This is a genomic window from Dialister sp. UBA1703 (assembly GCA_002320515.1).
Lineage (GTDB): Bacteria > Bacillota > Negativicutes > Veillonellales > Dialisteraceae > Dialister.
The window spans coordinates 14,602-39,261 of the sequence record DCJJ01000020.1 but is presented as its reverse complement, the minus strand read 5'-3'; the positions used below and the strand labels follow the sequence as shown (position 1 = coordinate 39,261).

General features: G+C 51.7%; 20 protein-coding genes. 4 read left to right on the top strand and 16 right to left on the bottom strand.

Annotated features, from left to right (window positions below; genetic code table 11):
* The 5 genes from B2Y11_RS01150 to B2Y11_RS01130 all read right to left on the bottom strand — a co-directional run.
* Positions 1 to 642, bottom strand: a 642-nt coding sequence (locus B2Y11_RS01150; protein WP_291055057.1) for a GTP-binding protein, incomplete at its 3' end; no start/stop codon positions are given.
* Positions 643 to 661: 19 nt separating this feature from the next.
* On the bottom strand, positions 662 to 2,740 hold the full coding sequence (fusA, locus tag B2Y11_RS01145) for an elongation factor G (protein WP_291055054.1): 2,079 nt from the start codon (positions 2,738 to 2,740) through the stop codon (positions 662 to 664).
* A 21-nt stretch (positions 2,741 to 2,761) separates the two neighbouring features.
* A complete protein-coding gene (gene rpsG, locus B2Y11_RS01140) occupies positions 2,762 to 3,232 on the bottom strand; it encodes a 30S ribosomal protein S7 (protein ID WP_008860287.1) in 471 nt (156 codons plus the stop codon).
* Positions 3,233 to 3,292: 60 nt separating this feature from the next.
* Complete coding sequence (gene rpsL, locus B2Y11_RS01135) at positions 3,293 to 3,667, bottom strand: 30S ribosomal protein S12 (protein ID WP_008860286.1); 375 nt, start codon at positions 3,665 to 3,667, stop codon at positions 3,293 to 3,295.
* Positions 3,668 to 3,734: 67 nt separating this feature from the next.
* Complete coding sequence (locus B2Y11_RS01130; protein WP_291055044.1) at positions 3,735 to 3,986, bottom strand: L7Ae/L30e/S12e/Gadd45 family ribosomal protein; 252 nt, start codon at positions 3,984 to 3,986, stop codon at positions 3,735 to 3,737.
* A 291-nt stretch (positions 3,987 to 4,277) separates the two neighbouring features.
* Here B2Y11_RS01130 and B2Y11_RS01125 point away from each other — a divergent pair, with 291 nt between their 5' ends.
* Positions 4,278 to 4,829: a TIGR00730 family Rossman fold protein gene (locus B2Y11_RS01125; protein ID WP_291055041.1), complete on the top strand. Its 552-nt coding sequence runs from the start codon at positions 4,278 to 4,280 to the stop codon at positions 4,827 to 4,829.
* Positions 4,830 to 4,945: 116 nt separating this feature from the next.
* Here the strand turns inward: B2Y11_RS01125 and B2Y11_RS01120 are convergent, their stop codons facing one another.
* Genes B2Y11_RS01120 through B2Y11_RS01080 form a run of 9 tightly spaced genes read right to left on the bottom strand, consistent with a single transcriptional unit; the run spans position 4,946 to position 15,775 of the window.
* Complete coding sequence (locus tag B2Y11_RS01120) at positions 4,946 to 6,748, bottom strand: polysaccharide deacetylase family protein (RefSeq protein ID WP_291055038.1); 1,803 nt, start codon at positions 6,746 to 6,748, stop codon at positions 4,946 to 4,948.
* A gap of 11 nt (positions 6,749 to 6,759) precedes the next feature.
* Positions 6,760 to 7,779 carry a hypothetical protein gene (locus B2Y11_RS01115; protein ID WP_291055035.1) on the bottom strand — a complete coding sequence of 340 codons (1,020 nt, stop codon included), beginning with the start codon at positions 7,777 to 7,779 and terminating at the stop codon, positions 6,760 to 6,762.
* 10 nt (positions 7,780 to 7,789) lie between these two features.
* A complete protein-coding gene (locus B2Y11_RS01110; protein WP_291055032.1) occupies positions 7,790 to 8,803 on the bottom strand; it encodes a hypothetical protein in 1,014 nt (337 codons plus the stop codon).
* Positions 8,775 to 9,653 (bottom strand): hypothetical protein, encoded by an 879-nt coding sequence (locus B2Y11_RS01105; RefSeq protein ID WP_291055029.1) that lies wholly within the window; start codon positions 9,651 to 9,653, stop codon positions 8,775 to 8,777. Before B2Y11_RS01105 ends, B2Y11_RS01110 begins: the two co-directional genes overlap by 29 nt.
* On the bottom strand, positions 9,650 to 11,515 hold the full coding sequence (locus B2Y11_RS01100; protein ID WP_291055026.1) for a glycosyltransferase: 1,866 nt from the start codon (positions 11,513 to 11,515) through the stop codon (positions 9,650 to 9,652). The genes B2Y11_RS01105 and B2Y11_RS01100 overlap by 4 nt, the downstream gene beginning before the upstream one ends.
* A 33-nt stretch (positions 11,516 to 11,548) precedes the next feature.
* Positions 11,549 to 12,460: a polysaccharide deacetylase family protein gene (locus tag B2Y11_RS01095; RefSeq protein WP_291055022.1), complete on the bottom strand. Its 912-nt coding sequence runs from the start codon at positions 12,458 to 12,460 to the stop codon at positions 11,549 to 11,551.
* A 9-nt stretch (positions 12,461 to 12,469) separates the two neighbouring features.
* Complete coding sequence (locus B2Y11_RS01090; protein ID WP_291055019.1) at positions 12,470 to 12,763, bottom strand: UDP binding domain-containing protein; 294 nt, start codon at positions 12,761 to 12,763, stop codon at positions 12,470 to 12,472.
* Positions 12,764 to 12,766: 3 nt separating this feature from the next.
* Positions 12,767 to 13,780: a nucleotide sugar dehydrogenase gene (locus tag B2Y11_RS01085; protein ID WP_291055016.1), complete on the bottom strand. Its 1,014-nt coding sequence runs from the start codon at positions 13,778 to 13,780 to the stop codon at positions 12,767 to 12,769.
* A gap of 27 nt (positions 13,781 to 13,807) precedes the next feature.
* The gene (locus B2Y11_RS01080) at positions 13,808 to 15,775 is read right to left on the bottom strand and encodes a hypothetical protein (RefSeq protein ID WP_291055013.1); all 1,968 of its coding nucleotides are present in this window, start codon (positions 15,773 to 15,775) and stop codon (positions 13,808 to 13,810) included.
* Between the two features lie 544 nt (positions 15,776 to 16,319).
* Between B2Y11_RS01080 and B2Y11_RS01075 the strand changes: the two genes are divergently transcribed.
* From B2Y11_RS01075 to B2Y11_RS01065, 3 genes are all read left to right on the top strand, one after another.
* Positions 16,320 to 20,609: an acyl-CoA dehydratase activase gene (locus tag B2Y11_RS01075; protein WP_291055010.1), complete on the top strand. Its 4,290-nt coding sequence runs from the start codon at positions 16,320 to 16,322 to the stop codon at positions 20,607 to 20,609.
* Positions 20,606 to 21,259, top strand: a complete 654-nt coding sequence (locus B2Y11_RS01070) for a TetR/AcrR family transcriptional regulator (RefSeq protein WP_291055007.1) — start codon at positions 20,606 to 20,608, stop codon at positions 21,257 to 21,259. The genes B2Y11_RS01075 and B2Y11_RS01070 overlap by 4 nt, the downstream gene beginning before the upstream one ends.
* Positions 21,260 to 21,483: 224 nt before the next feature.
* A complete protein-coding gene (locus B2Y11_RS01065) occupies positions 21,484 to 22,179 on the top strand; it encodes an HAD hydrolase-like protein (protein ID WP_291055004.1) in 696 nt (231 codons plus the stop codon).
* A 212-nt stretch (positions 22,180 to 22,391) separates the two neighbouring features.
* Here the strand turns inward: B2Y11_RS01065 and B2Y11_RS01060 are convergent, their stop codons facing one another.
* Together B2Y11_RS01060 and B2Y11_RS01055 are read right to left on the bottom strand one after the other, a co-directional pair.
* A complete protein-coding gene (locus tag B2Y11_RS01060) occupies positions 22,392 to 23,837 on the bottom strand; it encodes a nicotinate phosphoribosyltransferase (protein ID WP_291055002.1) in 1,446 nt (481 codons plus the stop codon).
* A 277-nt stretch (positions 23,838 to 24,114) separates the two neighbouring features.
* Positions 24,115 to 24,528 carry a pyridoxamine 5'-phosphate oxidase family protein gene (locus tag B2Y11_RS01055; RefSeq protein WP_291054999.1) on the bottom strand — a complete coding sequence of 138 codons (414 nt, stop codon included), beginning with the start codon at positions 24,526 to 24,528 and terminating at the stop codon, positions 24,115 to 24,117.
* Positions 24,529 to 24,660 lie beyond the last annotated feature (132 nt).

Here is a 24,660-nt window from a genome sequence, read left to right as displayed (position 1 = left end):
AGGCATCAGGAACGGTTTATCGGTGTCGCGCTGAGGAGTCGGGATGTATTCATCTACAGCTGCCATGAGGTCGCGAATCTTCTGTTCGTCTTCTTTGTTGCCGTTGAGAGCGCCGAGAGCGGAGCCAACGATAATCGGCACATCATCGCCCGGATAGTCGTAGGAAGAGAGGAGATCTCTGATTTCCATTTCGACGAGGTCGATCAGTTCGGGATCATCGACCTGGTCAGCTTTGTTCAGGAATACTACGATAGCCGGAACGCCTACCTGTTTAGCCAGGAGGATATGTTCACGGGTCTGGGGCATAGGGCCATCAGCTGCGGATACAACGAGGATAGCGCCGTCCATCTGAGCTGCGCCGGTGATCATGTTCTTTACATAGTCAGCGTGCCCTGGGCAGTCAACGTGTGCATAGTGACGGTTTTCTGTTTCATATTCAACGGTGGAGGTGTTGATTGTGATACCACGGGCTCTTTCTTCCGGTGCTTTATCAATGGAAGCATAGTCGAGGAAGTTAGCTTTGCCTTCTTCAGCCAGTACTTTGGTGATAGCAGCGGTCAGGGTTGTTTTGCCATGATCTACGTGGCCGATAGTGCCGATGTTAACATGCGGCTTTGTTCTTTCGTAATGAGCTTTTGCCATTTTGGTTTCTCCTTAAAAATTATTTATTTCCGAGTCTTTCTTCCGTAATCTTCTGGGAAATAGCCTTCGGAACTTCTTCATAGTGGTCGAATGTCATGGTGAAGGTACCACGGCCCTGAGTGGAGCTGCGGAGAGCGGTTGCATAACCGAACATTTCAGACAGCGGAACGAAACCTTTGATTCTGGATTCGCCATTTTCTGTGTCCATGCCTTCGATGCGTCCACGGCGGGAGTTGAGGCCGCCGATAACGTCGCCCATGTAATCTTCCGGAACATCGACTTCTACGCTCATATATGGTTCGAGGAGGACAGGATCTGCTTTCTTGGCACCGTCTTTGAATGCCATGGAACCTGCAACTTTGAAGGCCATTTCGGAGGAGTCGACATCATGATAGGAACCGTCATATACGGTAACTTTGATATCAACCATCGGATATCCTGCTACAACGCCGTCCTGCATAGCAGCTTCGACGCCGGCCTGAATCGGGTTGATGAATTCTTTAGGAATCACGCCGCCAACGACTTCGTTAGCGAATTCAAAGCCCTTGCCTGCTTCCATCGGTTCAAGACGGAGCCAGCAGTGACCGTACTGACCATGACCGCCGGTCTGACGAATGAATTTGCCTTCAGATTCAACAGATTTGCGGATGGTTTCACGATAAGCAACCTGAGGTTTGCCTACGGTGCAGTCTACATTGAATTCGCGACGCATACGGTCGACGATGATGTCCAGGTGGAGTTCGCCCATACCGGAAATGATGGTCTGGTTGGTTTCCGGATCGGTGTGTACTCTGAAGGTCGGATCTTCTTCTGCCAGTCTCTGGAGGGCGTTGCCCATCTTTTCCTGGTCAGCTTTGGTCTTCGGTTCAACAGCAACGGAAATAACGGGATCCGGGAATTCCATCTTTTCAAGGATGATCGGGTTGTCCGGGCTGCAGAGTGTATCGCCGGTGGTTACATCCTTGAAGCCTACAGCTGCAGCAATGTCGCCGGTGTAAGCTACATCGATTTCCTTACGGTGGTTAGCATGCATCAGAAGGATACGGCCTACGCGTTCTTTCTTGTCCTTGGTGGAATTGAGAACATAAGTGCCCTGGTGCATTTCGCCGGAATATACGCGGAAGTATGCCAGTTTGCCAACGAATGGATCTGCCATGATCTTGAATGCCAGGGCTGCCAGCGGAGCGCTGTCGGATACCGGGCGTTCTTCTTCTTCGCCGTCCAGGGAAGTGCCTTTAACCGGAGGAATATCCAGCGGGGACGGGAGGTAATCAAGGACAGCATCCAGAAGCATCTGGATACCTTTGTTCTTGTATGCGGAGCCGCAGAATACGGGGAAGAGCTTGCATGCCAGTACCTGTTTACGGATGGAAGCTTTGATTTCTTCAATGGAAATGTCTTCGCCTTCCAGATACTTTTCAGCCAGTTCATCGTCGCCGTCGCAGGCAGCTTCGATAATCTTTTCACGGTATTCTTCTACCACGTCTTTCATATCATCGGAAACCGGTTCCTTATGATATTCTTTGCCGTCATCGCTGTCGTAAATTTCAGCTTCCCTGGTCAGCAGGTCGATGATGCCTTTGAAGGTATCCTGTGCGCCGATTGGGAGCTGCATAGCAACAGGTTTGGCATGAAGACGGGTGTCGATGGTTTTGACTGCATGCAGGAAATCTGCACCTACTGTATCCATCTTGTTGATGAATGCAATACGGGGAACATGGTAGTGGTCTGCCTGTCTCCAAACGGTTTCAGACTGGGTCTGAACGCCGTCTTTAGCACTGAATACAGCTACGGAGCCGTCGAGTACGCGAAGGGAACGTTCAACTTCTACAGTGAAGTCTACGTGCCCTGGGGTATCGATGATGTTGACACGATAGCCTTTCCAGTGGCAGGTGGTAGCAGCAGATGTAATGGTAATACCGCGTTCCTGTTCCTGAGCCATCCAGTCCATGGTGGCAGCGCCATCATGAACTTCGCCGATCTTATGGTTTACACCGGTATAATACAGGATTCGTTCCGTGGTTGTTGTCTTACCTGCATCAATGTGTGCCATGATGCCGATGTTTCTTGTTTTTTCAAGCGGAAATTCTCTGCCCACGATTGTTTCTCCTTATTAAAATTACCAGCGATAATGAGCAAAAGCCTTGTTGGCTTCAGCCATTTTATGAGTATCTTCTTTCTTCTTTACTGCTGCGCCCGTATTGTTAAAAGCGTCCATCAGTTCTCCTGCCAGACGTTCTTCCATGGTACGTTCGCTGCGCTGGCGGGCATAGTTGACCATCCAGCGGATACCCAGAGTCAGACGGCGGTCTGCTCTGACTTCAACCGGCACCTGGTAGTTGGCGCCGCCTACACGGCGGGCACGTACTTCCAGAACCGGCATAACATTGTTGAGAGCCTGTTCGAAAATTTCGATCGGTTCTTTGTTCAGCTTGCTGTGGCAGATGTCAAATGCGCCATAGACGATTTTTTCAGCGACACCCTTTTTGCCATCCAGCATAACCTTATTGATGAAACGGGTTACTGTCTTGTTTCCATACACGGGATCCGGCAGCACGTCACGTTTCGGAACAGCACCTTTTCTCGGCATTGTTAATTTCCTCCTTAAAACGTTCTTTGTTAGTCACATTAGTGAAATGATATGATGCGATTATTTCTTTTCGCGCTTAGCGCCGTATTTGGAACGGCCCTGCTGACGACCGGATACACCTACGGTATCGAGTGCGCCGCGGATAATGTGGTAACGAACGCCTGGAAGATCCTTAACACGGCCGCCTCTGATGAGGACGACGGAGTGTTCCTGCAGGTTATGGCCTTCACCAGGAATGTAAGCAGAAACTTCGATTCCGTTGGTCAGGCGTACACGGGCTACTTTACGAAGAGCAGAGTTCGGCTTCTTCGGGGTAGCTGTGTAAACTCTGGTGCAGACACCACGTTTCTGTGGGGACTGTTTCAGAGCCGGGGTCTTCGCTTTGGTAGCCAGAGTCTGGCGGCCTTTACGAACCAGCTGATTAATTGTCGGCAATATGGGCACCTCCTTTCTTCAAAAGTAAATTTATAATTGATCCTCCAGGGCAGAGCCCCAAAGGATATTACCGGGATTTAATAAGAGCGGCAGAGGCGGCTTTCACTTTGATACCGCAGGCACGGCCTATCTCCTTTTTCGTGAATCCCCGTTCCACAGGAATTCCTGACGACTGGCAGGCTTCCAGAAGGGGTTGGGAAATCCTTTCATCACAGTCCGAGGCAATAAACACACATGCCGCTTCCTGCTTCTCGATAGCCCGCTCCGTCTCTTTCATTCCGACTACAAATGTACCGGATTTCAATTCTTCCAGTGTCATTCATTCTCACCTGCTTTACAGCACACTAAATCCACGCAACATTGGAATTATACCATCACTTGACGCCTATGTCAAACTTTTTTATCGCCTTTTTCTCCGTGTTTATGCATAACCTTTTTACCACGGTTCCTGGCGTGCCATTCTCCTGGAAATCACCTTTTCATGACTGCCTTCAGCACCTCCGGAAAGCGGCAAAACGGAAAGAGGAAACCGGAAACTCCCTGCCCTTCTCTATGATACAATAGCCATAAGCAGCATTTCATATACCCATTGTAAAGAAAAGGAAAACTTATGAAGAAATACACAAACATTGTAGTCTACTGCGGCTCCCATTTCGGAAATGACCCCGCCTTTCCCTCCTTTTCCGGACGGCTGGGGGAAGCCCTGGGAAAGGGCGGCTTCCACATGATTTACGGCGGCGGCACCGTGGGGCTCATGGGCCTTGCCGCCGACGCCGCCATGGCCGCCGGCGGCCGGGTCACCGGCATTATCCCCCAGGTATTCATTGAAAAAGAGCAGGCCCACCGGGGCATTACTAAGCTCATCGAAGTGCCGGACATGATAACAAGAAAGCAGAAAATGATCGAATCCGGCGATGCCTTCATTATCCTCCCCGGCGGCATAGGCACCCTGGAAGAACTTTCCGACACCTTCAGCCACTACCGCATCTACGCCGCCCCAAAGAGCCGCCCGCCCATCCTCATCGCCAATATAGACGGGATATATGACCCGCTGAAGACTCTCTTCCAAAACTGGCTGGATAACGGTTTCATCGAAAAAGAAGACCTCTCCTCCATCCATTTCTGCTCAACCCTTGCGGAAATTATGGAGGTACTTGGTTAATTTTATGGCACCATAAAAAGCATGGACGGAAATCATTTCCTTCCATGCTTTTTTCTTATCCGCAGCAGCCTGCCTTATAGGCAAGCCCTTTTACGGAATTTATGATATTGTCTTCATCATCCTTCTGGCTGTAGTCGTCTTTCAGATAATCGTCCAGCCTGCCTATCCTGAATTTTTTTCGGATCATCATCCGCCCTTGCATCATTGACAGTCAGTACATCATCCAGCGCTTCTGCCGTATATCTGGCGGTTTCAGTCATATGCATGACCATGATGGTTCCACTTCGCACCTGTCCGTTTTCATCATAAATACCATTGTTGATGGCACCTACAACAGCCTGAACTCCCGGTGCGGCATAGTCATGGGTACTGTCATAGCCGGCCACCATGTAAGTATACCCGGCATTCATAATTTCCATGGCCCCCTTCTTGCTGATGGCCAGAGTGGGCGGGCGGAAAAGCCTTGTTAACGCCGGCTTCCCCCCTGCTTTCACATCGCCTACGGTGAAGGCCAGTTTTTCGTAGGCAGAGGAAATATCTTTTTCATATTCCTCTTCCGTCATGGGAAGGGTGGTCCCGTAGTCTCCTGTCTGGGCGACCATGGCCCTGTGCCTGTTGGTATGGCTTCCGATGGAATTCCCCTCCTCCGCCAGAGCTCTCAGGAGGTTTGGATTATTTTTCACATTCCATGTAATTACAAAGAAAGTCCCCTGTGCATGGTGCTTGCGGAGCACATACATCAGCTTATTGATGGAGTCATCTGTTCCCCAGTCATCAAAGGTTAGGAAAAGGGTCCTGTCTTTCACTCCATGGATGCGGCCGGTGCGGTCCATCTGCCTGATTTCACTCTTACTGAATCCCCGTATATTATCCCTGTCTTTAACCAGGGGAGAGCCGATGTACCTTTTGGCAAACTGTTCTTCAAAGTTACGCTTATTCACCTGCACGCCCCTGTTTTCCGGCCGCAGGTCCCAGGGGACAACGCTCACGTCTACAGGATAGGCCCACAGGTGACTCCTGTCTTCCAGTACCTTTCCAAGGCCGGTCATATAATAGGAGGAATCATTGGCAGGATTTTTTTCCGGCGAATCGGTGGGCGTACGGTAGGCTATGTTATCTATCTTATTCCGCTTAATCAGGTCCAGCACGTCCGATGTCATAACCGGGTTGTCCAAGAAATCAAGGCGCGTGTAAATAATCTGCCCTCTCCCCATGGAATAGACCTTGGCGCCAAAGAGATGGGAAAAAATATCCTCCGGCGTTTTGGCGGCCTTATCTTTTGTTTGTACCGTATTTACCGTCTGCCCGATAAGCCGTATGCCCATGGCGGAGCAGGCCTCCTCCACTTCCGGCAACGGCTTTCCGAATATCTGCCGTGCAAAGGCAGGCCTTACGCCGAAGCGGCGGGACAGATTCCGTTCCAGCCTTTCGATCTGGGCACAGGTTTCATAATAATCGCCGGTCGTACCGGTTCTCAGTCCCAGCCCCAGTTCATGCCCATGGTCTACAATGTCCCGTATGGTATCTCCGTATTTCTGAAGTTCCAGCTCCGTCACAAAGAAGGTGGCAGTCACGCCTTTGCCCTCCAGATAGGAAAGCATATCATCCACCGACTGCCTCCTTGTGAGTCCGCCAAAGGTAACAATAATCGCAGGCGCCGTGGTGGTTATAAACCTTTCCTTCGGAGCCAGCCTGCCCTGGTTTTCCCGCCGGAGCGTATCGTATCTTTCCTTGTCCGCTGCGCTGTATACTGCCTTATGCACCGCCGCCTTTTCTGCCAGGGCAGGAGCAGCGGATAAGGGAGCCGTCCCGCCATCTGCTGCCGCCTCCGGGATTCCTGCTGATGCCAGAAGAGCCGCCGCACAGACTGCTGCCAGAAAAGCGGGTTTCAGGTGATTGATTCTCCATAACGCTGTCATATCCGCTCCTCCTAATCCTTTCTTAAACCATTCATATCCACGCCTCCCAGGCGCCACAGAGAAACGGACGATATGCCCTCATTGGCTGCCAGTGTAATCCATGCGTTCATGGTTTCCCTGTCCCCATACCACACATCATAGGAAGACCCGTTCTCTTTATAGGAAAAGTGAAGGGCTGCACTTTCCGGGTCCCTTTCAGGCACAGCATGATGGGTTTCTGCCAGACGGATGGCTTCGATTTCTGTAATATATTTTTTCTTTCCACCCAGGAGCCCAAAAAGATGGCTGTCCTGCCACAGGCATCCGCCGGTAGAGAATGCTGCTGCCTTCTTTCCGGGAAGATGAACCATCTTTTTCAGCATTTTTTCAATAAAATCCCTGTCCGCCTTCGGCCCGGGGCCGCTGTGGGTGCCGTAGAGGTTATACATCATCACCACATATTCCGGCCCTTCACTGTAAGGAAGGTTCATAGGCGTGGAAGGCTCCAGGATAATGCGCACTTTAAGATGGGCTGCCCGGGCCTCCAGATCCAGCATGCGGGTAAAGTCGCAGAAATGATTCATGAGTTCCCTGTCCTGCCCTATTTTCTCATAGTCCACTTCAATGCCGTCTACCCGCTTTTCCTTTGCCAGACGGATGATATCTTTCACATGGTGGTAGCGGCTTTCTTCTGTTTTCAGCTTTTTCGCCACCATTTCCCGGTCTTTCTCCACCATTTTCCCTCCAGGGAGGGCCCTGTCGTTCACAACGGTAAGGTAGACAGGCACATTCCCTTTAGGTCTCAGGTTTTCCAGATTTTCAGGGAAATGGAGATTTCCCTTTTCATCAAAATCAGCGGCAAAAAGGGAAATGCCATCGCAGAGATCCGCTGTTTTTTCATATTCCTCCATTCCCCTTTCCCTATCCCAGGAAACCCCCCAGGAAGAGAGGGTCACAGGGGGATGACTCCCTCCGGCCAGAGGCTTTTCCGCCCTGCAGCCGGAGGTTAGAAAGAGGCAGGCGGCTGCCAGTGCCAAAGCTGCATATTTCATAAGTCCCCCATCAGAAATGTCTCAGGAACCAGCCAAGAACCGATTCCCATTTCTGATTAATCACAAATTTCCATTTTTCAAAGCCCTTTAATTCCGTGGTGTAAAGAGGCGTTCCATCGGTCTTTCCATGATTTGTAATCACCAGTTTTTCAAAAACGCCGTCATACACGTCATCAGCCAGATTCCGCTGGCTGAAAGCGCGGCTGTCCCAACCTGCAAAAAGACCGATGTCCGTATCTTCCGAGTGTCCTACGTCCACTTTGGCGGCTTCCTTCCCATCCAGCCGAACGGTAAGGCTGCTGCCGTCAAGGGAAATATCCAGAGTCCGGTCCAGCCTTGCATGGAAACTTTCCACCGGTTCGTAAGGCTTTCCCCCTTCTTCAATGGTTTTCGGTTTTTCCTGTTTGACCCTGGCCAGGCGGCTCATGTACTCATTGGCCATGGCAGTGGAGTCGGCGTAGCGGGCCAGGGTTTCCAGCTCGTTCACCCTTACATTGTGTTCATCCTCTTCCACCGATATGGGAGGCTGGCCGTCAAGGACGGAAAGTTTTTCGGAAAACAGCTTTTTCGTACTGCTTTCCTCCACTTCTTCTACTTCCAGTTTCCCCTGGGATATGCCTACAGCAAGGCAGCGGGTGAGGTCCTTATTGCCCCGGAGGAGCACCTTCTGGTCCCCAAAGGAATTCCCCTCCAGCCACACATGGACATCCACGTCAGACCTTCCGGTATTTCCTTTCAGCTTCACAATACCCGCTTTTTCAGGGATGGAGGTGACAATCAGGCTTTCCCCCTTGAACTGGGCGGCGCCTTTTAAAATATCCCAGCTGCGTATACGATCATCTCCCGTTTTAAACCGGAGATCCCGGTTCGTATCGTATTTGATACGCATAAGGAGGTGGTTTACAGGCCAGTAGGGCTGGGGCTGCATACGGGTTAAATCATAGAGACTGCTGTTTCTCTGATTGAAGCAGTACCCTTCCCGGTTGAAATTCATTTCAAAAAGGCTTCGTATCCACTTTTTCATTTTCAGCAGACACGCTGGGCGCATTGCCGAAATGGCCCGTATTGGAATGCATGAGCACATACACCGGCGGCACATAGCCCAGTTTATCGGAGTAAATGTCCCGAAGCTCCCGGTAGTCATAGGCGATGCGACGTTTCATGTGGTCCACCGTTTCCACCGGAATCCTGTCCTTATCACGGATGAAATCCATGAGGTAGTGGTTGTAGTCCCGGCCCAGGCTCTTCTGCATCATGGCATATTTCAGCGGGTCGATTTCGCCGATGAAATGGTGGTACCGGTCAAATACATTGATGTACTCCAGCCGGTAGCCGTTGGTACCCATTTCCCAGTAAGACGAGTCCTCCATATCCTTTAATTCAATGGGCCTCAGGAATTTGGTATCCTCATGATTGAACTTTTCGGGATAGGTCATCATGACGCCCTTAAAATTCAAATCCTCCAGGATCTCGTCGGCAAAAAGAGCGGTGTCCCGCCTGCCGTCTTCAAACATAAGGTACAGCGATTTCGGAGGCAGGGGCTTTCCTTCCTTATAATATTTCAGGATGTCATCATGGGTAATAGTGACATAGCCTTCATCCTTCAGTGCCTCCAGATGTTCCCTCAGCTGCTTCTTCCCGATGAGGGTGGACGTATCACCGATACGGTCCACGCCGAAATAGGACAGGGCAATGAATCCTGTGTCCGTGGTGTGGCTCACATCGCTGTCTTTGAAGGGACGGTAGGTTTTCACATGGAAAAACAGGAGGTAAAGGCTCACCAGTGCCGCTATGACCGCCAGGATTTCAAAGAATGTACGGATTCTTTTTACCCGGTTCTTATGCTTTGTAAACGATTCGTCTCCCAGTATCACAGGTCATCACCTGCTTCCTTTGCCTTTTTCTTTTCCGCCTTCAGCCTTTCCTTTTCTTCCTTTTTCTTTTTCTCCCGCACATCTGCCGGCGTCATGCGGGTGCCCCAGGTATCTTTCCAGAAAGTAAACCAGGCCACCGGCATCTGCCAGAGAAGCACCGCTTCATAATAGAGGCAGAACCACACGCCGAAAATCCAGGTGGAGCTTTTCCGAAGGAAGAGCTGGGCCATGCTCATCAGCAGGGCCATAAGGGCCATACCGATGAGGAAGGTAAAGGGAAATACGCGATGCATGAGGGGAATATAAATCAGATTGTATATGACGATAACCGGTGCCGCAATGGGAACAATAAGGCCGAAATAGAAGGAAAGGGCCATAAAAGGCTCTTTTCTCCACATAAACCTGGCAGCAATCAGGGATTCCCTGAGCCAGGACCTCTTCCAGCGCATCTGCTGCCGGAGGAATACATGGTAGGATTTCGGCACAATGGTAGAAACCACCGCCGTATCCTGATAGGCGGTACGATGATGGCGGAGGATGAAATTCGTAAGACTTCTGTCATCGCCAAAGGTGGCTTTGTGTCCTAAAAATTTCTGGTGTACCCAGGCATGGCAGTACTTTTCCACCAGATCCTTCCTGTAGCAGGAAAGGGGGCCTGAAAGACAGGTGGCCGCGTCAAAGAAGCCTTCCGCCGCCTTCATAACCCGGAAAGCAATGTAATAACGGACTGCCTGCATTTTGGTCAATCCATTGGTATAGGTATTGGCCACATCGGTCCTGCCGCAGACGCCGCCCATTTCCTTATCTTTAAAGGGCTGCACCACATTTCTTATGGCAAAGGGAGAAAGGAAGCTGTCGGAATCCACGAAAACAAGAAGCTCATGTTTAGCAAGCTTAAGGCCTGCCGCCAGTGCCTCCCGCTTGCCGCCGTTCTTAGGCTGTTCATACCGGATCACCCGGTCCCTGATATGGAGATTACGGTCGTCCCGCTCCATGCGCTCTATGATTTCTTCTATCTTTTCCAGAGAATGGTCTGTGGAGTGATCATCCACCACAATGACCTGCAGCTTGTCCGGCGGATAATCCTGATTCACACATCCCAGGATGGTCCGCTGAATCCATTTTTCTTCATTAAAGCAGGGAATAATAATGGACACGCCGGGGGTATAATCCATATCCACCTTCACGGGACGGTAAAAGATGGCAAAGAAATAACGGGAAAGAAGAAACGCAGCGGTAATAATGCTGTATAAATAGAGGTATTTATTGAACCGGAAGTACACCACCGACTCAGACCGCATGAGGATAATGACAAGGGAAATACAGAGCATGAGGAAAGCAGAAACAGCAATGAGGTACCGTCCCCGCCTCTGCTGATGATATTCTGCCAGAGATTCTTTGAAATGGATGCCCAGGGCTTCCCTGCCATCCCGGTCAAACCGGCGGACCACTTCTGCTTTCAGCTTTTTCACTTTCATTTCATAGCCTTCCGGCATGTCGCCGGGACGGACCACGAAAGACAGGTCTATATTTTCCCCTTCTTTTACCTTCTTTTCCCCTTCTGCCAGAGTAAGCAGCATGCCGGTGGAAGAAATATCCTCGCAGATTCCTTTGACCACCTGTTTCCTGCCGCCTGCTCCTGCAGTCACTGTGACAGGGATGTGAACTTTGAAACGCCTTCCTGCTTCGGCACTGGCTGTGTATGCTCTGAAATCCGAATCCCTGATTTCTCCATCCATTCCCTGCCGCCGGTCTACATTGGTTCTGCGGCCGGAAGGGTCAGGCACGTTCGGCAGAAGGCGCCTGTCCTCTTTTTCTATCTGCAGTTTATCCTCAAGGTTCTTCGTATGATTCACTTTCATACCCCCAGATTCCAATCCATATTCTGCGCTCTTTTACTTCAGGCCGGAAAGCAGCACATCACTGTCCAGCGAAAGCAGGGTAAAGCCTTCCTCTTCCAAAGCGGAAACAAGTCGTTCCACCTCTTCTGCCGTATGGTCTTTCCTCTCTGTTTTTTTCTTATAGTCTCCATCCCTGATGGTCGGCTTCTTGTCGATAGCCGGCCTTTCATCCGATTTCCCCGGTTCCCTGGCCCTGATATCCAATGGCCTGTTGATTTCAAAGGCAATGAGACTTCCCGGCTTCACACCGGCTGCCAGTTTTCGGGCAGCTTCTTCATCCGCCAGCTCTCCCCTTCTCACAGTCACATTGGAAAGGACCGCATAGGAAAGACCTGCAGCCCCTGCCTCTTCCAGCAGGGTATCCGTGTATTCCGTGCGGGGTGCCCGGAAGAAAGAGGGACTCTTTCCTGTAAGCGTATCCACCGCTTTCTGGGTCCTCAAGAGAGAACGAATGGCCTTTTCCTCATCCAGCTTTTCCAGGGACGATCTGCCAAGCCAGGTGTAATTGCCTATCATCTGCCTGTGTTTAAAAATTTCCTTCATGGTTTCCGGACTGTCTCCGGCATTCTGCCCTTCTACAAAAAAGGCGGCTTTGGCCTCCTTTTTGTCCAGCACCTTCAGAATTTTCTCCGTCATAGCCCGGTCCGGCAGTCCGTCAAAATAAAGATACACATGATTTCCTGTATCAGAAAGAGGATGGATAATCCGGGCTTTCTTTGCTCCAGGATCCTTTCGAAACTGATTGACTGCCTTCTCCGTTTCCTCTTCCGCTTCATACAGATTCGATAAATCCTGCACATCCCGGTTCTCTTCAGAAACGGAAAGGGCATGCCTGTGCCAGGCATAGAAACCGCCGCCTGCCAGGAAAACCAGCACCAGCAGGACCATCCAGAATTTTTTCCCCATCATAACCTCTTATAAACGCCAGTAATTAAAGCCTTTCTTTTTCATTTCCGAAGCGTCATAAACCCCTTTGATATCCAGAAGTACCGGCAGCGCCCCTTCCCTCTGCTTCTCACTCTTATAAAGGGAAAGCAGTGTATCCGGGGACAGTTCCCTGAATTCCTTATGGGCTACCAGCACTGCCACGCAGTCCGCCTCACGAACTTCAGAAAGCGGTATCAGCTCTATACCGTACTCTCTTTTGATCATCACCGGATCCGCCTCGGGGTCCACGGCGTAGATATGCATGCCGTACTCCTTCAACATGCGTTAAATATCAATGGCTCTGGAATTTCGGGTATCAGGGCAGTTTTCCTTAAATGTCATGCCCAGGAGATAAATATTGGCATGGCGGGTATCCACATGACTTTTCAGCAGCTCCTCTTTCAGCGATTTCGCCACAAACTCCGACATACCGTCATTAATATGCCGCCCTGCTGTAATCACATGGGAATGAAACCCCAGAAGCTCCGCCTCATAAATGAAATAGTAGGGGTCCACGCCGATACAGTGCCCGCCCACCAGGCCGGGAGTGAAGCCCAGGGCATTCCACTTCGTATTCATGGCCTTCACCACTTCCAGTGTATCTATGCCCATGCGGTGGAACACCAGGGACAGCTCATTCATGAAGGCGATATTAATATCCCGCTGGGAATTTTCACAGAGCTTGGCCGCTTCCGCCACCAGAATGTTTGGCGCCCTGTAAACGCCGGCTTCAATGATGGTACTGTACACGGAAGCTATGGTTTCCAGTGTTTCCTCATCCATGCCGGATACGATTTTTACAATATTTTTCAGCACATGCACCTTGTCACCGGGGTTAATCCGTTCCGGGGAATAACCGATTTTGAAGTCTTTCCCCAGCACAAGGCCCGATTCCTTTTCCAGAATGGGGCCGCAGATATTTTCCGTAACACCGGGATAAACCGTGGATTCATACACCACAATAGCTCCTTTTTTCATATGCCTCCCTACGGCGGAAGAAGAAGATTCCACGGGACGCAGGTCCGGCGTTTTGTCTCCGTTGATAGGAGTAGGCACAGCCACCACGATGAAATCGGCCTCATGGATCTTCTCTGCATCCGCCGTAAAAAGGATGGTGCATTCCTTCAGCCCTGCTTCTCCGATTTCGCCGGTGGGATCCACTCCCTTTTTATACAGGTCTAATTTTTCCTCATTCACATCATAACCGATGACATGAAAATGCTTTGAAAATGCCGCTGCCAGCGGAAGGCCCACGTATCCCAGTCCTACCACTGCAATAGTGCTGATATCCCCGTTCATAAGGAATTCCTCCCCGATCAGACGTACTCAATTAGCCTCATAATTGGAAAAATAATAGCTCAGTGCCAGCCAGATGGTGTGGTTCTTATCTCCGTTGATTAAATCCTTCAGGCTGTAGTACTCCGCCTGCAGGAGCCAGTTCGGTGCCACTGTATAGTGAATACCAGCGCCGATTCCCTTGAATCCATGCATATAATCAGCCATGCCTTCCATGGTATGGGACACATAGGTGGTATAGGGCTGATAGTAATATTTCAGGAAATAATAGGTATTTCCCGTGTCCCAGGTCCTTTCTTCGCCTCTGAAAAGGGCTGCCACATAGCCCTTCTGGCTCTTCCTTTCAGAATCGGACCCCACAAGGCCCATAAGTCCCACATCGTAAAGACCAAGGGGCCTGCGTACATTCAGCATATAAATGTTTCGGGACGGAGAATCATCCATATTGAAATGGTAGATACCGGCACCCAGGGTATAATCGCCCGCTTCCTTTGAAACTTCGCCGGCTGCCGCCATGCCACCGTAGGGTACGGTGCCCGCTTCCGCCATGTAACGGAAAGGTGTTTCCCCGGAAATCCGGATCCCTTTAAACTTGCTGTCATAAATATTTCCTTCTGCCAGATAGGAGCTGAATACACCGGCGGTAAGCCGACTGGAGCCGACCATGCCTGTCAGGTAGTACCGGTCCAGGTCCATCCAGTTGTCATCTCCTCTGCCGGATAGGATTTTTTCATTTTCCAGCATGGAAATAAAATGCCAGTTGTCATCAATGTTGTAATCGCCATAAACCCGAAGGCGGGCACGGCTCCTGTCGCCAATGGCTTCTTCCCCGTGATGGGCGCCATAATCCACGCGCATTTCACCGTCCACTTTAAAGCGCTTATCCTGGATAGCAGGTGCCTTCGTGTCTGCTGTAGACTGATCTTTGGCTGCTTCTCTGTCAAAATAGCCCATGGCGGACAATTCGCTGCCGTATTCAGCCCGCCGGGAAGCCAGGCGGTCCATATCTTCTGAGGAAACAGAGGCCATGAGCTGACGGATGGAATCCCGCATGGCCTCCCTTTCTTCCTTTGTATGGGCAGGAAGGATGCCGGATACTCCATAGGCCTGGCCGGCAGCCACACTGCCGCCCTTTTCAGCAATCCCGGCAATGGCCAGACCGCCAGGCAGACTGCAGCGGCTGATTTCCCGGGCATAGAGCTTTTCATAAACCGAAGCCGCTTTGACATACTCTTTCTTCTGGTTCTTCAGTCTTTCTCCCAGGAGTTTGACCTGCACATTATCCTGGAGGGCCAGCAGGTCTGTTCTTGCATACCGTTCTGCAAGAGAATCCACGTCCGGGTCATTGACCTGTTCCATCGTTATGCCGGACTTCTTAAAGGCATACTGCTTCGATACGTTTAAAAATTCAGCTTCCGCCTTGTCCGCAGTCTTCCGATAGGGCTTGATCCAGTCGGGATCAAAGGCGCCGTTATAAAAGCGGTAAATATTCTCCTCCGCCCGATATGTCCTTTCATAAACTTCTTCATATTTTGATTCCTGAAAAGGTATCGGCGAACCTGTTTTTTTCACCCCGGACAGCTTTGAAAGGATTTTCTGTTTTTCCTTATCCCAGGCAGGAAGCATTTTTTCCCGCATGCCATACCGGACCTTCAGTGCTTCATAATCACCGGCAGCACTGGACAGGGCAGCTCTGGCCCGATTGATGGGAATATTGTCAATCACTCTTGCTTCCGCGTCCTCTACGGCCAAATCACCGATTTTCTTTTTTACATCAGCCGGAATGGCGCCGGCCATCCCCAGTTCTTCCCCAAGAGCCCATGCATGTTCCTGCCTTGCAGGGCTCAGCTCGTCCATCTGCCTTTCGACAGCTGCCGAATATTCTTTCTTTACTGCCTCATGATGCTGTTTCATAGGATTAATATCAGAAGCCTCTGCATTCCCCGCTATCAGAAGGACTCCTAATCCTACACAGCATGCCAGTTTCTTCTTCCCCATTATGCTGCTCTCCCAATATAAAAACGGATTACTTTTCTGAAATCAGCGCATCCATCAGAACTTACATTTTATGGTCAAAATAGTATTACCAATTAAAATGCAGTTTATGCTTCTTTCAATAATACTCTCTCTTCGTGATAAAATGCTGTCAATTTGTATTTTTGTTTCTTATCTTATAAAAAATGATTATAGCACCATTTCTAAACCATCCTGCCAATCAAGGCTGCCGCTCTCATTTCCTGAAATCATCTGATAAAGATGGCTGAATCTCTATGGCACGGAACCTGTAAAGATATAATCCGCCTTTTATTTTCATAGCCATCTATGCAGCTGTCTATGAATTCAAACAGAATTATACGAAAACTTCTATAAATTAAAACGGTCGTTTTAAAGTTCCCCGATTGTAGGATTTATCGAAGAGTGCTAAAATATAATCGAACAAATCAATCATATGATTATAAACAACAGTCTGTATTTCGTAATACAGTACTTTCCAACAAAATTTAAACGGTTCACCGGGCTGTGAACCGAGGGAGGTTATTTCATGAAACCAGTGATTCATGTAGGAATCGATGTGGGATCCACCACGGTGAAGGTGGCCGCTTTGTCGCCTTACCTGAAGCTTCTTTTCGGCCGCTACCAGCGCCACATGTCAGATATCCGCAGCGCCACCATGTCCCTTTTGAAGGAGCTGCAGGAGAAATTTTCCGGCTATCGCATCACCGCTTCCATTTCCGGCAGCGGCGGCATGGGGCTGGCCAAGCTCATGGGGCTCCCTTTCTGCCAGGAGATTTTAGCGGAAACGAAGGCGGTGCAGACTTTCCATCCTGAAACCGATGTGATCATCGAGCTGGGCGGGGAAGATGAGAAGATTACCTATCTTCGGAACGGCGTGGACCAGCGGATGAACGGCGCCTGCGCCGGCGGCACCGGTGCCTTTATCGACCGCATGGCCTCCCTTCTTTCCGTGGACGCCGCCGGTCTTGGAAAGCTGGCTGCCAAAGCGGAAAGGATTTATCCCATTGCCTCCCGCTGCGGCGTATTTGCCAAAACAGACATCCAGGCCCTGCTGAATGAGGGGACCTCCCATGAAGATATTGCCCTTTCCGTTTTCCAGTCCGTGGTGAACCAGACCATTTCCGGTCTCACCTGCGGCCGTCCGGTACACGGAAAAGTTGCCTTCCTTGGCGGCCCGCTCACCTTCCAGCCCATGCTCCGTGAGCGCTTCCAGAAGACTTTGAACATTGCAGACGAAGATATGATTGTGCCGGAGCACGGAGAACTGTACGTGGCCATCGGCGCCGCCGTATCCGCCCGCCACGACCGCCCCATGGATCTGGACAGCTGGCTGGCCAAAGTGGAAACAGCCAAAGATGTGGATCTGGGCACATCCAAGACCCTTCCCCCTCTTTTTGCCAATGAGGCGGAATATGAGGAATTCAAGGAAAGGCACGGCCGGTTCCATGCGCCCCGGGGCGATATTTCCAAAGCCAAAGGCTCTGTATGGCTTGGCATCGACGCCGGTTCCACCACCATCAAGGCGGTGCTTCTGGACAGGGAAGGCCGCATTCTTTACGAATACTACAGCAGCAATAAAGGCACGCCCCTGGCAGGCGCCAGAAAGATTCTCTCCGACCTGTACAGTAAATTGCCGGAAGGCGTCACCATTGCCGGCGCCGGCGTCACCGGCTACGGTGAAGAGCTCATTAAGCGGGCCCTGCAGGCGGACGTGGGCGAAGTGGAAACCATGGCCCACTACCGAGGCGCCAAGCACTTCCTCCCCGATGTCACCACCATCCTGGATATCGGCGGCCAGGACATGAAGTGCTGCCGCATTAAAGACGGCGCCGTGGACGATATCCTTCTAAACGAAGCCTGCTCCTCGGGCTGCGGTTCCTTCCTGGATACCTTCGCCCAGTCCCTGGGCATGGACATCAAGGAATTTTCCCGCATTGCCCTGAAAGCCCCCCATCCTGTGGACCTGGGTTCCCGCTGCACCGTATTTATGAACTCCAGAGTCAGGGAAGCCCAGAAGAACGGCGTGTCTGTGGCCGATATTTCTGCCGGCCTTTCCTACTCCGTCATCAAGAATGCCCTCTACAAGGTCATCCGCCTCCGCAAAGCGTCGGATCTGGGAAATAAAGTGGTGGTGCAGGGCGGCACCTTTTATAATGACGCCGTCCTCCGGGCGCTGGAAAAGCTCCTTCACTGCCATGTCATCCGTCCCGATGTGGCAGGCCTCATGGGTGCCTACGGCATTGCCCTCATTACGAAGGACTCCTGCCCTGAAGGCCACGTTTCTTCCCTGGTAACTCCGGAAGAGCTGAAGAGCCTTTCCTATACCACGGAAATGAAGCGCTGCCCGGGCTGCGGCAACCACTGCATGATTACCTTGACCCGCTTTAACGACGGCCGCGCCTTTGTATCCGGCAACCGCTGCGAAAGAGGGGCTGCCATCATGCTCACCGGCAAGACGGCCCCCCACTCCACCCTGCCCAACATTTACCGCTGGAAATACGATAAGATCTGGCACCGCCGTCCCCTGTCCCCAAAAGACGCCAAGAGAGGCACCGTAGGCATTCCCCGCACCCTGAACATGTACGAGGACTACCCCTTCTGGCACGCCTTCTTTACGAAACTGGGTTACCGGGTGCTTCCCTCCAGCGAACAGCTCCGGGACATTCCTACGGAAGCCATGGAAACCATTCCATCCTACTCCGAATGCTTCCCCGCCAAGCTGGCCCACGCCCATGTGTACGACCTGGCCAAAAAACATGTGGATTTCATCTGGTACCCCTGCATCGACAAGGGGCCTGATGAAGGCAGCACCAACAGCTACAACTGCCCCATGGTAGCTTCCTATCCGGAAAACATCGAAGCCAATATGGACGAAGTGCTGTCCAAGTACAAAGCCAAACTGTACCACCCCTTCCTCCCCCTCCACTCGGAAGCCATCTTCAGCAGGCTGAAGAAATTCTTCAAGCCCCTGGGCATTCCGGGAAGTGAAATCGAATCCGCCGTCTACGCCGGCAGAAATGCGGAAAAAGAATACAAAGCAGCCCTCTATGTGGAAACCCTCCGCATTCTGAAGGAAATCAGGGAAAAGAACCTCATCGGCATCGTCCTTGCCGGCCGTCCCTACCATGTGGACCCCACGGTGAACCACTCCATCCCCGACCTCATCAACCAGCTGGGCATGGCGGTGCTCTCCGAAGACGGCATATCCATGGCAGGCGGCGAATTCCCGAATCTCCGGGTCATGAACCAGTGGACCTGGCACAGCCGCCTTTACAAGGCAGCCGACTACGTCACCCGCCACGCCAACCTGGAACTGGTGGAGCTCAACTCCTTCGGCTGCGGCCTGGACGCCGTGGTCACCGACCAGGTGCAGGAAATCATGAACAAGAGGAACCGCCTCTACACCTGCCTCAAAATCGACCAGAGCCTGAACCTGGGTGCCGTGCGTATCCGCCTGCGCTCCCTGAAATCGGCCATTAAAGAAAGGGTGGAAGAAAATACGAAGGCAGAACCTATCCTCTACCCGAAATCCGCCTTTACGGAAGATATGAAGAAGGACTTCACCATCCTGGTACCGGAAATGTCCCCCATCCATTTCCCCCTCATTGAAGCGGCGGCCAGAAGCGAAGGATACAACGTGAAGGTCCTGCCGCCGGTAAAAGCCGACATTGACGAAGGCCTTTCCTGCGTGAACAACGACGCCTGCTATCCTGCCATCATTACCATCGGCTCCCTCATGCGGGCCCTGAAATCCGGGGAATATGACCTGAACCGCACCGCCCTCATGATGTCCCAGACCGGCGGTATGTGCCGCGCCTCCAACTACATCGGCTTCATCCATAAAGCGCTGGACGAAGAAGGCCTCTCCCAGATCCCCGTCATTTCCCTCAACACCCACGGCTTTGAACCACAGCCGGGATTCAAATTCACCCCGGGCCTGGGTATCAAACTGGTACAGGCGGTGGTATACGGCGACGCCCTGCAGCAGTGCCTCTACCGCACCCGCCCCTACGAAAAGGAACCGGGCAGCGCGGAGACCCTGTACCGCTCCTGGCAGAAAAAAGCGGCAGAAGCCATTCTGAAGGGAGAATCCTTCCATCAGTACAAGAAAAATATTTCCGCCATTATCAAAGACTTCGACCGCCTGCCTCTCGCCGACGTGCCCCGCCGTCCCCATATCGGCATTGTAGGTGAAATCTACGTGAAATTCAGCCCCATTGCCAGCAACGACATCGTCCATGCCATCGAAGCCAACGGCGGCGAAGCGGAAACAAGCGGCATGCTGGACTTCTTCCTCTACGGCTCCCTGGACAGCCATTTCCAGAGAAAGGAAATGGACGGCACCTTTAAGGACGACCTGAAGGGCACCTTCATGCGCTACCTCATCCAGTGGTACAGAAAACCCCTGGAAAAGGCAGTGAAAAACTCCAAACGGTTCCATGAAATCACCAGTATCGACAAACTGGCCAAACGGGCCTCCCAGTACCTGTCCCTGGGCAACCGGGCCGGTGAAGGCTGGTTCCTCACCGCCGACATGATCGACCTCCTCTATCATGAATGCCGCGGCGTGGTCTGCCTCCAGCCCTTTGCCTGCCTGCCGAACCACATCACCGGCGAAGGCATGATCCACAAACTTCACAGCGCCTATCCGGAAGCCGTGTTCCTGGCTCTGGACTGCGACGCCAGCGCCAGCGAAGTGAACCAGGCCAACCGGCTGAAACTGATGATGAACGCATTAACCGAGAAGAAAGAGACCTCTGACGACCTGTCATTTGTAAGAAAAACCATGAACTTAAGAAAGGGCACCACATTATGAGCGCAAGAAAGTTAACCGGAAAGGGCGAAAAAGTCCGCGAGAAAATGATTGCCACCACCGTACATATCCTACAGCAGCAGGGCTTCAAAAAAGCCACCGTCCGCGCCATAGCCAGGGAGGCCAATGTAAATATCGCCTCCGTGCGCTACTACTTCGGCTCCAAGGAAGAACTCATCGGCTGCGCTTTGGAATACATGATGGGCAATCTGGAAAACATCGTTTCCTACCTGGATGATACCCGTTTCACCGCCAGGGAAAGACTGAAGAAATACATCCTCGCCTACTTCCACCTGGCCCGCCAGCACCCTGCCCTCTTCCGGTCCATTTCCAACCCCTCCAGCGAAGACGCCAAGGACACCTACTTCATCTACCTCTCCCTCCTCCACAGCCAGTGCTGGGAAAAGGTCATCCGCAACGTGGCGGAAATCACAGGCTACACCAATGAAAAGGATCTGGAACTCAAAGCCATGCAGATATTCTCCGCCGTGGAATTCCCCATCATTCTTGAAAGCAATAAGAGCAACTCCTTCATCTCCGGCTACACCGATGCCGATACCCTGGACCGCTATGTAGACATCCTTCTGGACAATGTGGACGAAAAGAAGGAAACAAACCAGTATTTAAAGGAAATCCTCCAGGGAGCAAAGTAAAAGGGCCTGCTTTGCAGGCCCTGGTTCAAAGGGTTCCGCGCCCTTTGGGCGCGACAGGTTCAGAAGGTTCAGAGGGCTGCGGTGGCGGCTGCCGCCGCAATTGACAGCCGCCTTACGGCGGCAGATAACGATCACAACCTTCAGCTCCTCAGCTCCTCAGCTCCTCAGCCCACCAGCCCACCAGCCCATCAGCTCACCAGCCCACTATTTCACGAAAGGTCATTATGAAATCCTATCCTATTTTTCTCTTCGACCTGGACGGTACTATTTCCGAATCCGCTCCGGGCATTGTGAAGGCCGTGCAGTACGGCCTTTCTTTTGCAGGCATCCATGAAAAGGATCCCGAAAAACTCCAGAGCTTCATCGGCCCGCCGCTTAATGTGCAGATGAAAAAGCTATACCATATGAGTGATGAAGATATTGTCACAGCGGTGAACCGGTTCCGTGAACTCTATGAAACGAAGGGCATTCTGGACTGCCGTCCCTATGCCGGACTGGATGTCCTTCTGTCGAAGGCGGTGAAAAAGGGCCGCACCCTGGCCGTGGCCTCCAGCAAGCCCGAGCCCTTTGTGAAGGAAATCATTTCCCACTTCGGATTTGATTCCTACTTTTCCGTCATCTGCGGCAGCGATATAGGGGACGAACTGAAGAAGCGGGCCACCAGAGACCAGAAAGCCCGGATTATCAGGAAAGCCCTGTCCCTTCTGGAAAAGAAGGGCTTCTCCCCGTCTTTCCTGGCTTCAAACACCGTGATGATAGGCGATACCTTCTACGATATAGACGGGGCAAAGGAAAACCATCTTCCCTCCATCGGCGTCACCTACGGCTACGGCAGCCGGGAGGAACTGGAAAAAGCAGGAGCTGACGCCATCGCCTCTTCTGTAGAGGAACTGCAGGCTCTGCTTCTTCAGGATAAATAAAGGTTCTTAGGGTTCTTAGGTTTGACAGCGGCCAAAGGCCGCTGAGGGTTGTGGTTTCGCCCTTCGGGCGATGATTATATAGCTTCTGTGACAGTTCCCTGCCTGCCGCTTTGTCATTTCGAGGGACGCTGCATGGCAGGCAGCAGATTTTTATAAAAGAAAAAGCAGTGAATCACTCTTTTGAAATGGTTCACTGCTTTTTTGTTTCACAATTATATTTTCCTTAAATCCTCGTCAATAATGCGGCTCTTCAGGTCCTGCAGCTTATCTGACAGGTTCACTTCCATAATGTTCGGATTCAGGAGTCTTGTGTACTCCGGCCACAGGGTTTCCATCTGTTTGTTGGCATAGTCGATTGTTTCCGCAAGACTCGGAAGCTTGACTGCTTCTCCGTGGAGGATGACGGGCTTCAGCATATCCACACAGGTATAGGTGCCAGCCTTCAGTTCCTTCTTGCGCCATTTGGCGGACTCTGTCACCAGGGTGAAATCGCCGCCGTCCGGGAAAGGTTCGTCTGCCAGGCACACCAGATCCGTAATCATTTTGCCGGTGCCCTTCTTGTAGAAACGGCGCACATCCTTGATACCGGGGTTGGTCATCTTGCTTACATCATTGGAAATCTTCATCACCGGTTCAAAATCGCCGTTCTTCTCCCGGGCGCTCATCTTGAAGACCCCGCCCAGGGCGGAGGTGCCGTCGGCAGTAATGATTTTCGTGCCTACGCCCCAGCTGGTAACGGTGCAGCCCTGTTCCTTCAGAGACTGGATGAGGTATTCATCCAGGTCGTTGGAGCCGGAAATAATGGCGTCCGGGAAACCGGCTTCCCGGAACATGCGGGACGCCTCCTGGGAGAGATACCCCAGATCCCCGCTGTCGATGCGGATACCGTATTTCTTCGGAAGCTGTCCCTTTGCCTTCAGCTCCCTGAAAATCTGAATGGCATGGGGCACACCCATTTCCAGTACATTGTAGGTGTCCGCCAGCAGGATAAGGTTATCATGGTACTGCTTCACATATTCCTCGAAGGCCTCCAGCTCCGTATCAAAGCTCATGACCCAGCTGTGGGCCATGGTACCCAGTACGGGAATGCCGAAAAGCTTTCCTGCCTCCACATTGGAGGTGCCGTTGAAGCCGCCGATCATGGATGCCCTGGCGCCCCAGAGGCCGGCGGAATGGCCCTGGGCCCGGCGCAGGCCGAACTCCATGAGCGCGTCCTTCGGCGCCACCGTCCGCACCCTTCGGCACTTGGTGGCAATGAGGCTTTCATGGTTCATAATCATGGAAAGGCCGGTCTCCAGCAGCATGGCTTCTGTGGTAGTGCCCTCAAACCGGAGCAGCAGCTCTCCCGGAAAAGCCACCGTGCCTTCGGGCATGGCATAAATATTTCCGGTGAAATGGAAATGGGACAGGTAGTCCAGAAATTCAGGATAAAAAATGTGAAGACTCCGCAGATATTCGATATCTTCATCGCTGTAGGTAAAATTCTTTACGAAATCCACCAGGTGGGCCAGTCCTGCCACCACCGTATAACCGCCTTTAAAGGGATTCACCCGGTAAAAACGGTCAAATACAACCTTTCTTTCATGCATGCCCTTCTTGAAAAGAGCATTCGTCATAGTGAGCTGATACAAATCAGTTACAAGTCCATTGGATACCATAATATCCCCCTTTATGAAAGCGCTGATTCATTCATTGTTTCCTTTTATTCCTACATTCTCTTGCAATGCAGGGCATGCGTCGGCAGACAGCAGGCTGTTGAAACGCAGCAGTACATAAAACTCCCTATAAAAGCAAACTCTATGAATGAATCAGTGCTTCCTGATATTTCCATTGTCAAGACAATGGATAGATTGCATCCATTATAACACTTTATGAGGTTAGCAGTGCATTAAATCGCATTCTGCAAGTCCGGGAATACCGGCGCCGCAGACAATGCTATCCCAGAGCGATTTCCTTCTCTCTTCCCGCATTCCTGTCGCGGAGATACACCGAACCGCCCTGCAGGCTGCAGACAGCCATATCCTTTTCATCCACCAAGCCCATGTCCTCAATATCATCCCGGCAGGCCTTCAGCATACGGTCCCTGGTCTCCCTTTCCACTTCCTCCTTCAGCCAGCCCCGGATGGAAATCCAGGACTTGTCCGGATGCAGCGCGCTGATTTCCACCCGCCGGTTCACCATGATTTCATGATAGAGATGAGAGCTTCTGGACAAAAGGAAACAGAGCTTTCCCTCTGCGGCGCACACGCCGCTCATGGGTCGCACCCTTGGCGCCGTGCCATCTTCCGTGGCCATATAAAAGACTTCACATTCTCTCAGATATTCCAATACCATTTTGACAGAATCCATCACAGGCCTCCTATATATATCTGGTTGCTTCCCTTATTATTGTACACGCCGGCGGGAGGAATGAAAAGAGTTTTGCAGAGAAGGTTGGCGGGGCTCTCCCCCGAAGGCTGTGGATTGCCCATGGGGCCACAA

What these genes read in the sequence shown, in the direction of transcription:
- rpsG (WP_008860287.1), bottom strand. Translation starts at nt 3,232, where the DNA reads ATGCCGAGAAAAGGTGCTGTTCCGAAACGTGACGTGCTGCCGGATCCC.
- B2Y11_RS01130 (WP_291055044.1), bottom strand. Translation starts at nt 3,986, where the DNA reads ATGACACTGGAAGAATTGAAATCCGGTACATTTGTAGTCGGAATGAAA.
- B2Y11_RS01125 (WP_291055041.1), top strand. Translation starts at nt 4,278, where the DNA reads ATGAAGAAATACACAAACATTGTAGTCTACTGCGGCTCCCATTTCGGA.
- B2Y11_RS01120 (WP_291055038.1), bottom strand. Translation starts at nt 6,748, where the DNA reads ATGACAGCGTTATGGAGAATCAATCACCTGAAACCCGCTTTTCTGGCA.
- B2Y11_RS01115 (WP_291055035.1), bottom strand. Translation starts at nt 7,779, where the DNA reads ATGAAATATGCAGCTTTGGCACTGGCAGCCGCCTGCCTCTTTCTAACC.
- B2Y11_RS01110 (WP_291055032.1), bottom strand. Translation starts at nt 8,803, where the DNA reads ATGAAAAAGTGGATACGAAGCCTTTTTGAAATGAATTTCAACCGGGAA.
- B2Y11_RS01100 (WP_291055026.1), bottom strand. Translation starts at nt 11,515, where the DNA reads ATGAAAGTGAATCATACGAAGAACCTTGAGGATAAACTGCAGATAGAA.
- B2Y11_RS01095 (WP_291055022.1), bottom strand. Translation starts at nt 12,460, where the DNA reads ATGGGGAAAAAATTCTGGATGGTCCTGCTGGTGCTGGTTTTCCTGGCA.
- B2Y11_RS01090 (WP_291055019.1), bottom strand. Translation starts at nt 12,763, where the DNA reads ATGTTGAAGGAGTACGGCATGCATATCTACGCCGTGGACCCCGAGGCG.
- B2Y11_RS01085 (WP_291055016.1), bottom strand. Translation starts at nt 13,780, where the DNA reads ATGAACGGGGATATCAGCACTATTGCAGTGGTAGGACTGGGATACGTG.
- B2Y11_RS01080 (WP_291055013.1), bottom strand. Translation starts at nt 15,775, where the DNA reads ATGGGGAAGAAGAAACTGGCATGCTGTGTAGGATTAGGAGTCCTTCTG.
- B2Y11_RS01075 (WP_291055010.1), top strand. Translation starts at nt 16,320, where the DNA reads ATGAAACCAGTGATTCATGTAGGAATCGATGTGGGATCCACCACGGTG.
- B2Y11_RS01070 (WP_291055007.1), top strand. Translation starts at nt 20,606, where the DNA reads ATGAGCGCAAGAAAGTTAACCGGAAAGGGCGAAAAAGTCCGCGAGAAA.
- B2Y11_RS01065 (WP_291055004.1), top strand. Translation starts at nt 21,484, where the DNA reads ATGAAATCCTATCCTATTTTTCTCTTCGACCTGGACGGTACTATTTCC.
- B2Y11_RS01060 (WP_291055002.1), bottom strand. Translation starts at nt 23,837, where the DNA reads ATGGTATCCAATGGACTTGTAACTGATTTGTATCAGCTCACTATGACG.
- B2Y11_RS01055 (WP_291054999.1), bottom strand. Translation starts at nt 24,528, where the DNA reads ATGGATTCTGTCAAAATGGTATTGGAATATCTGAGAGAATGTGAAGTC.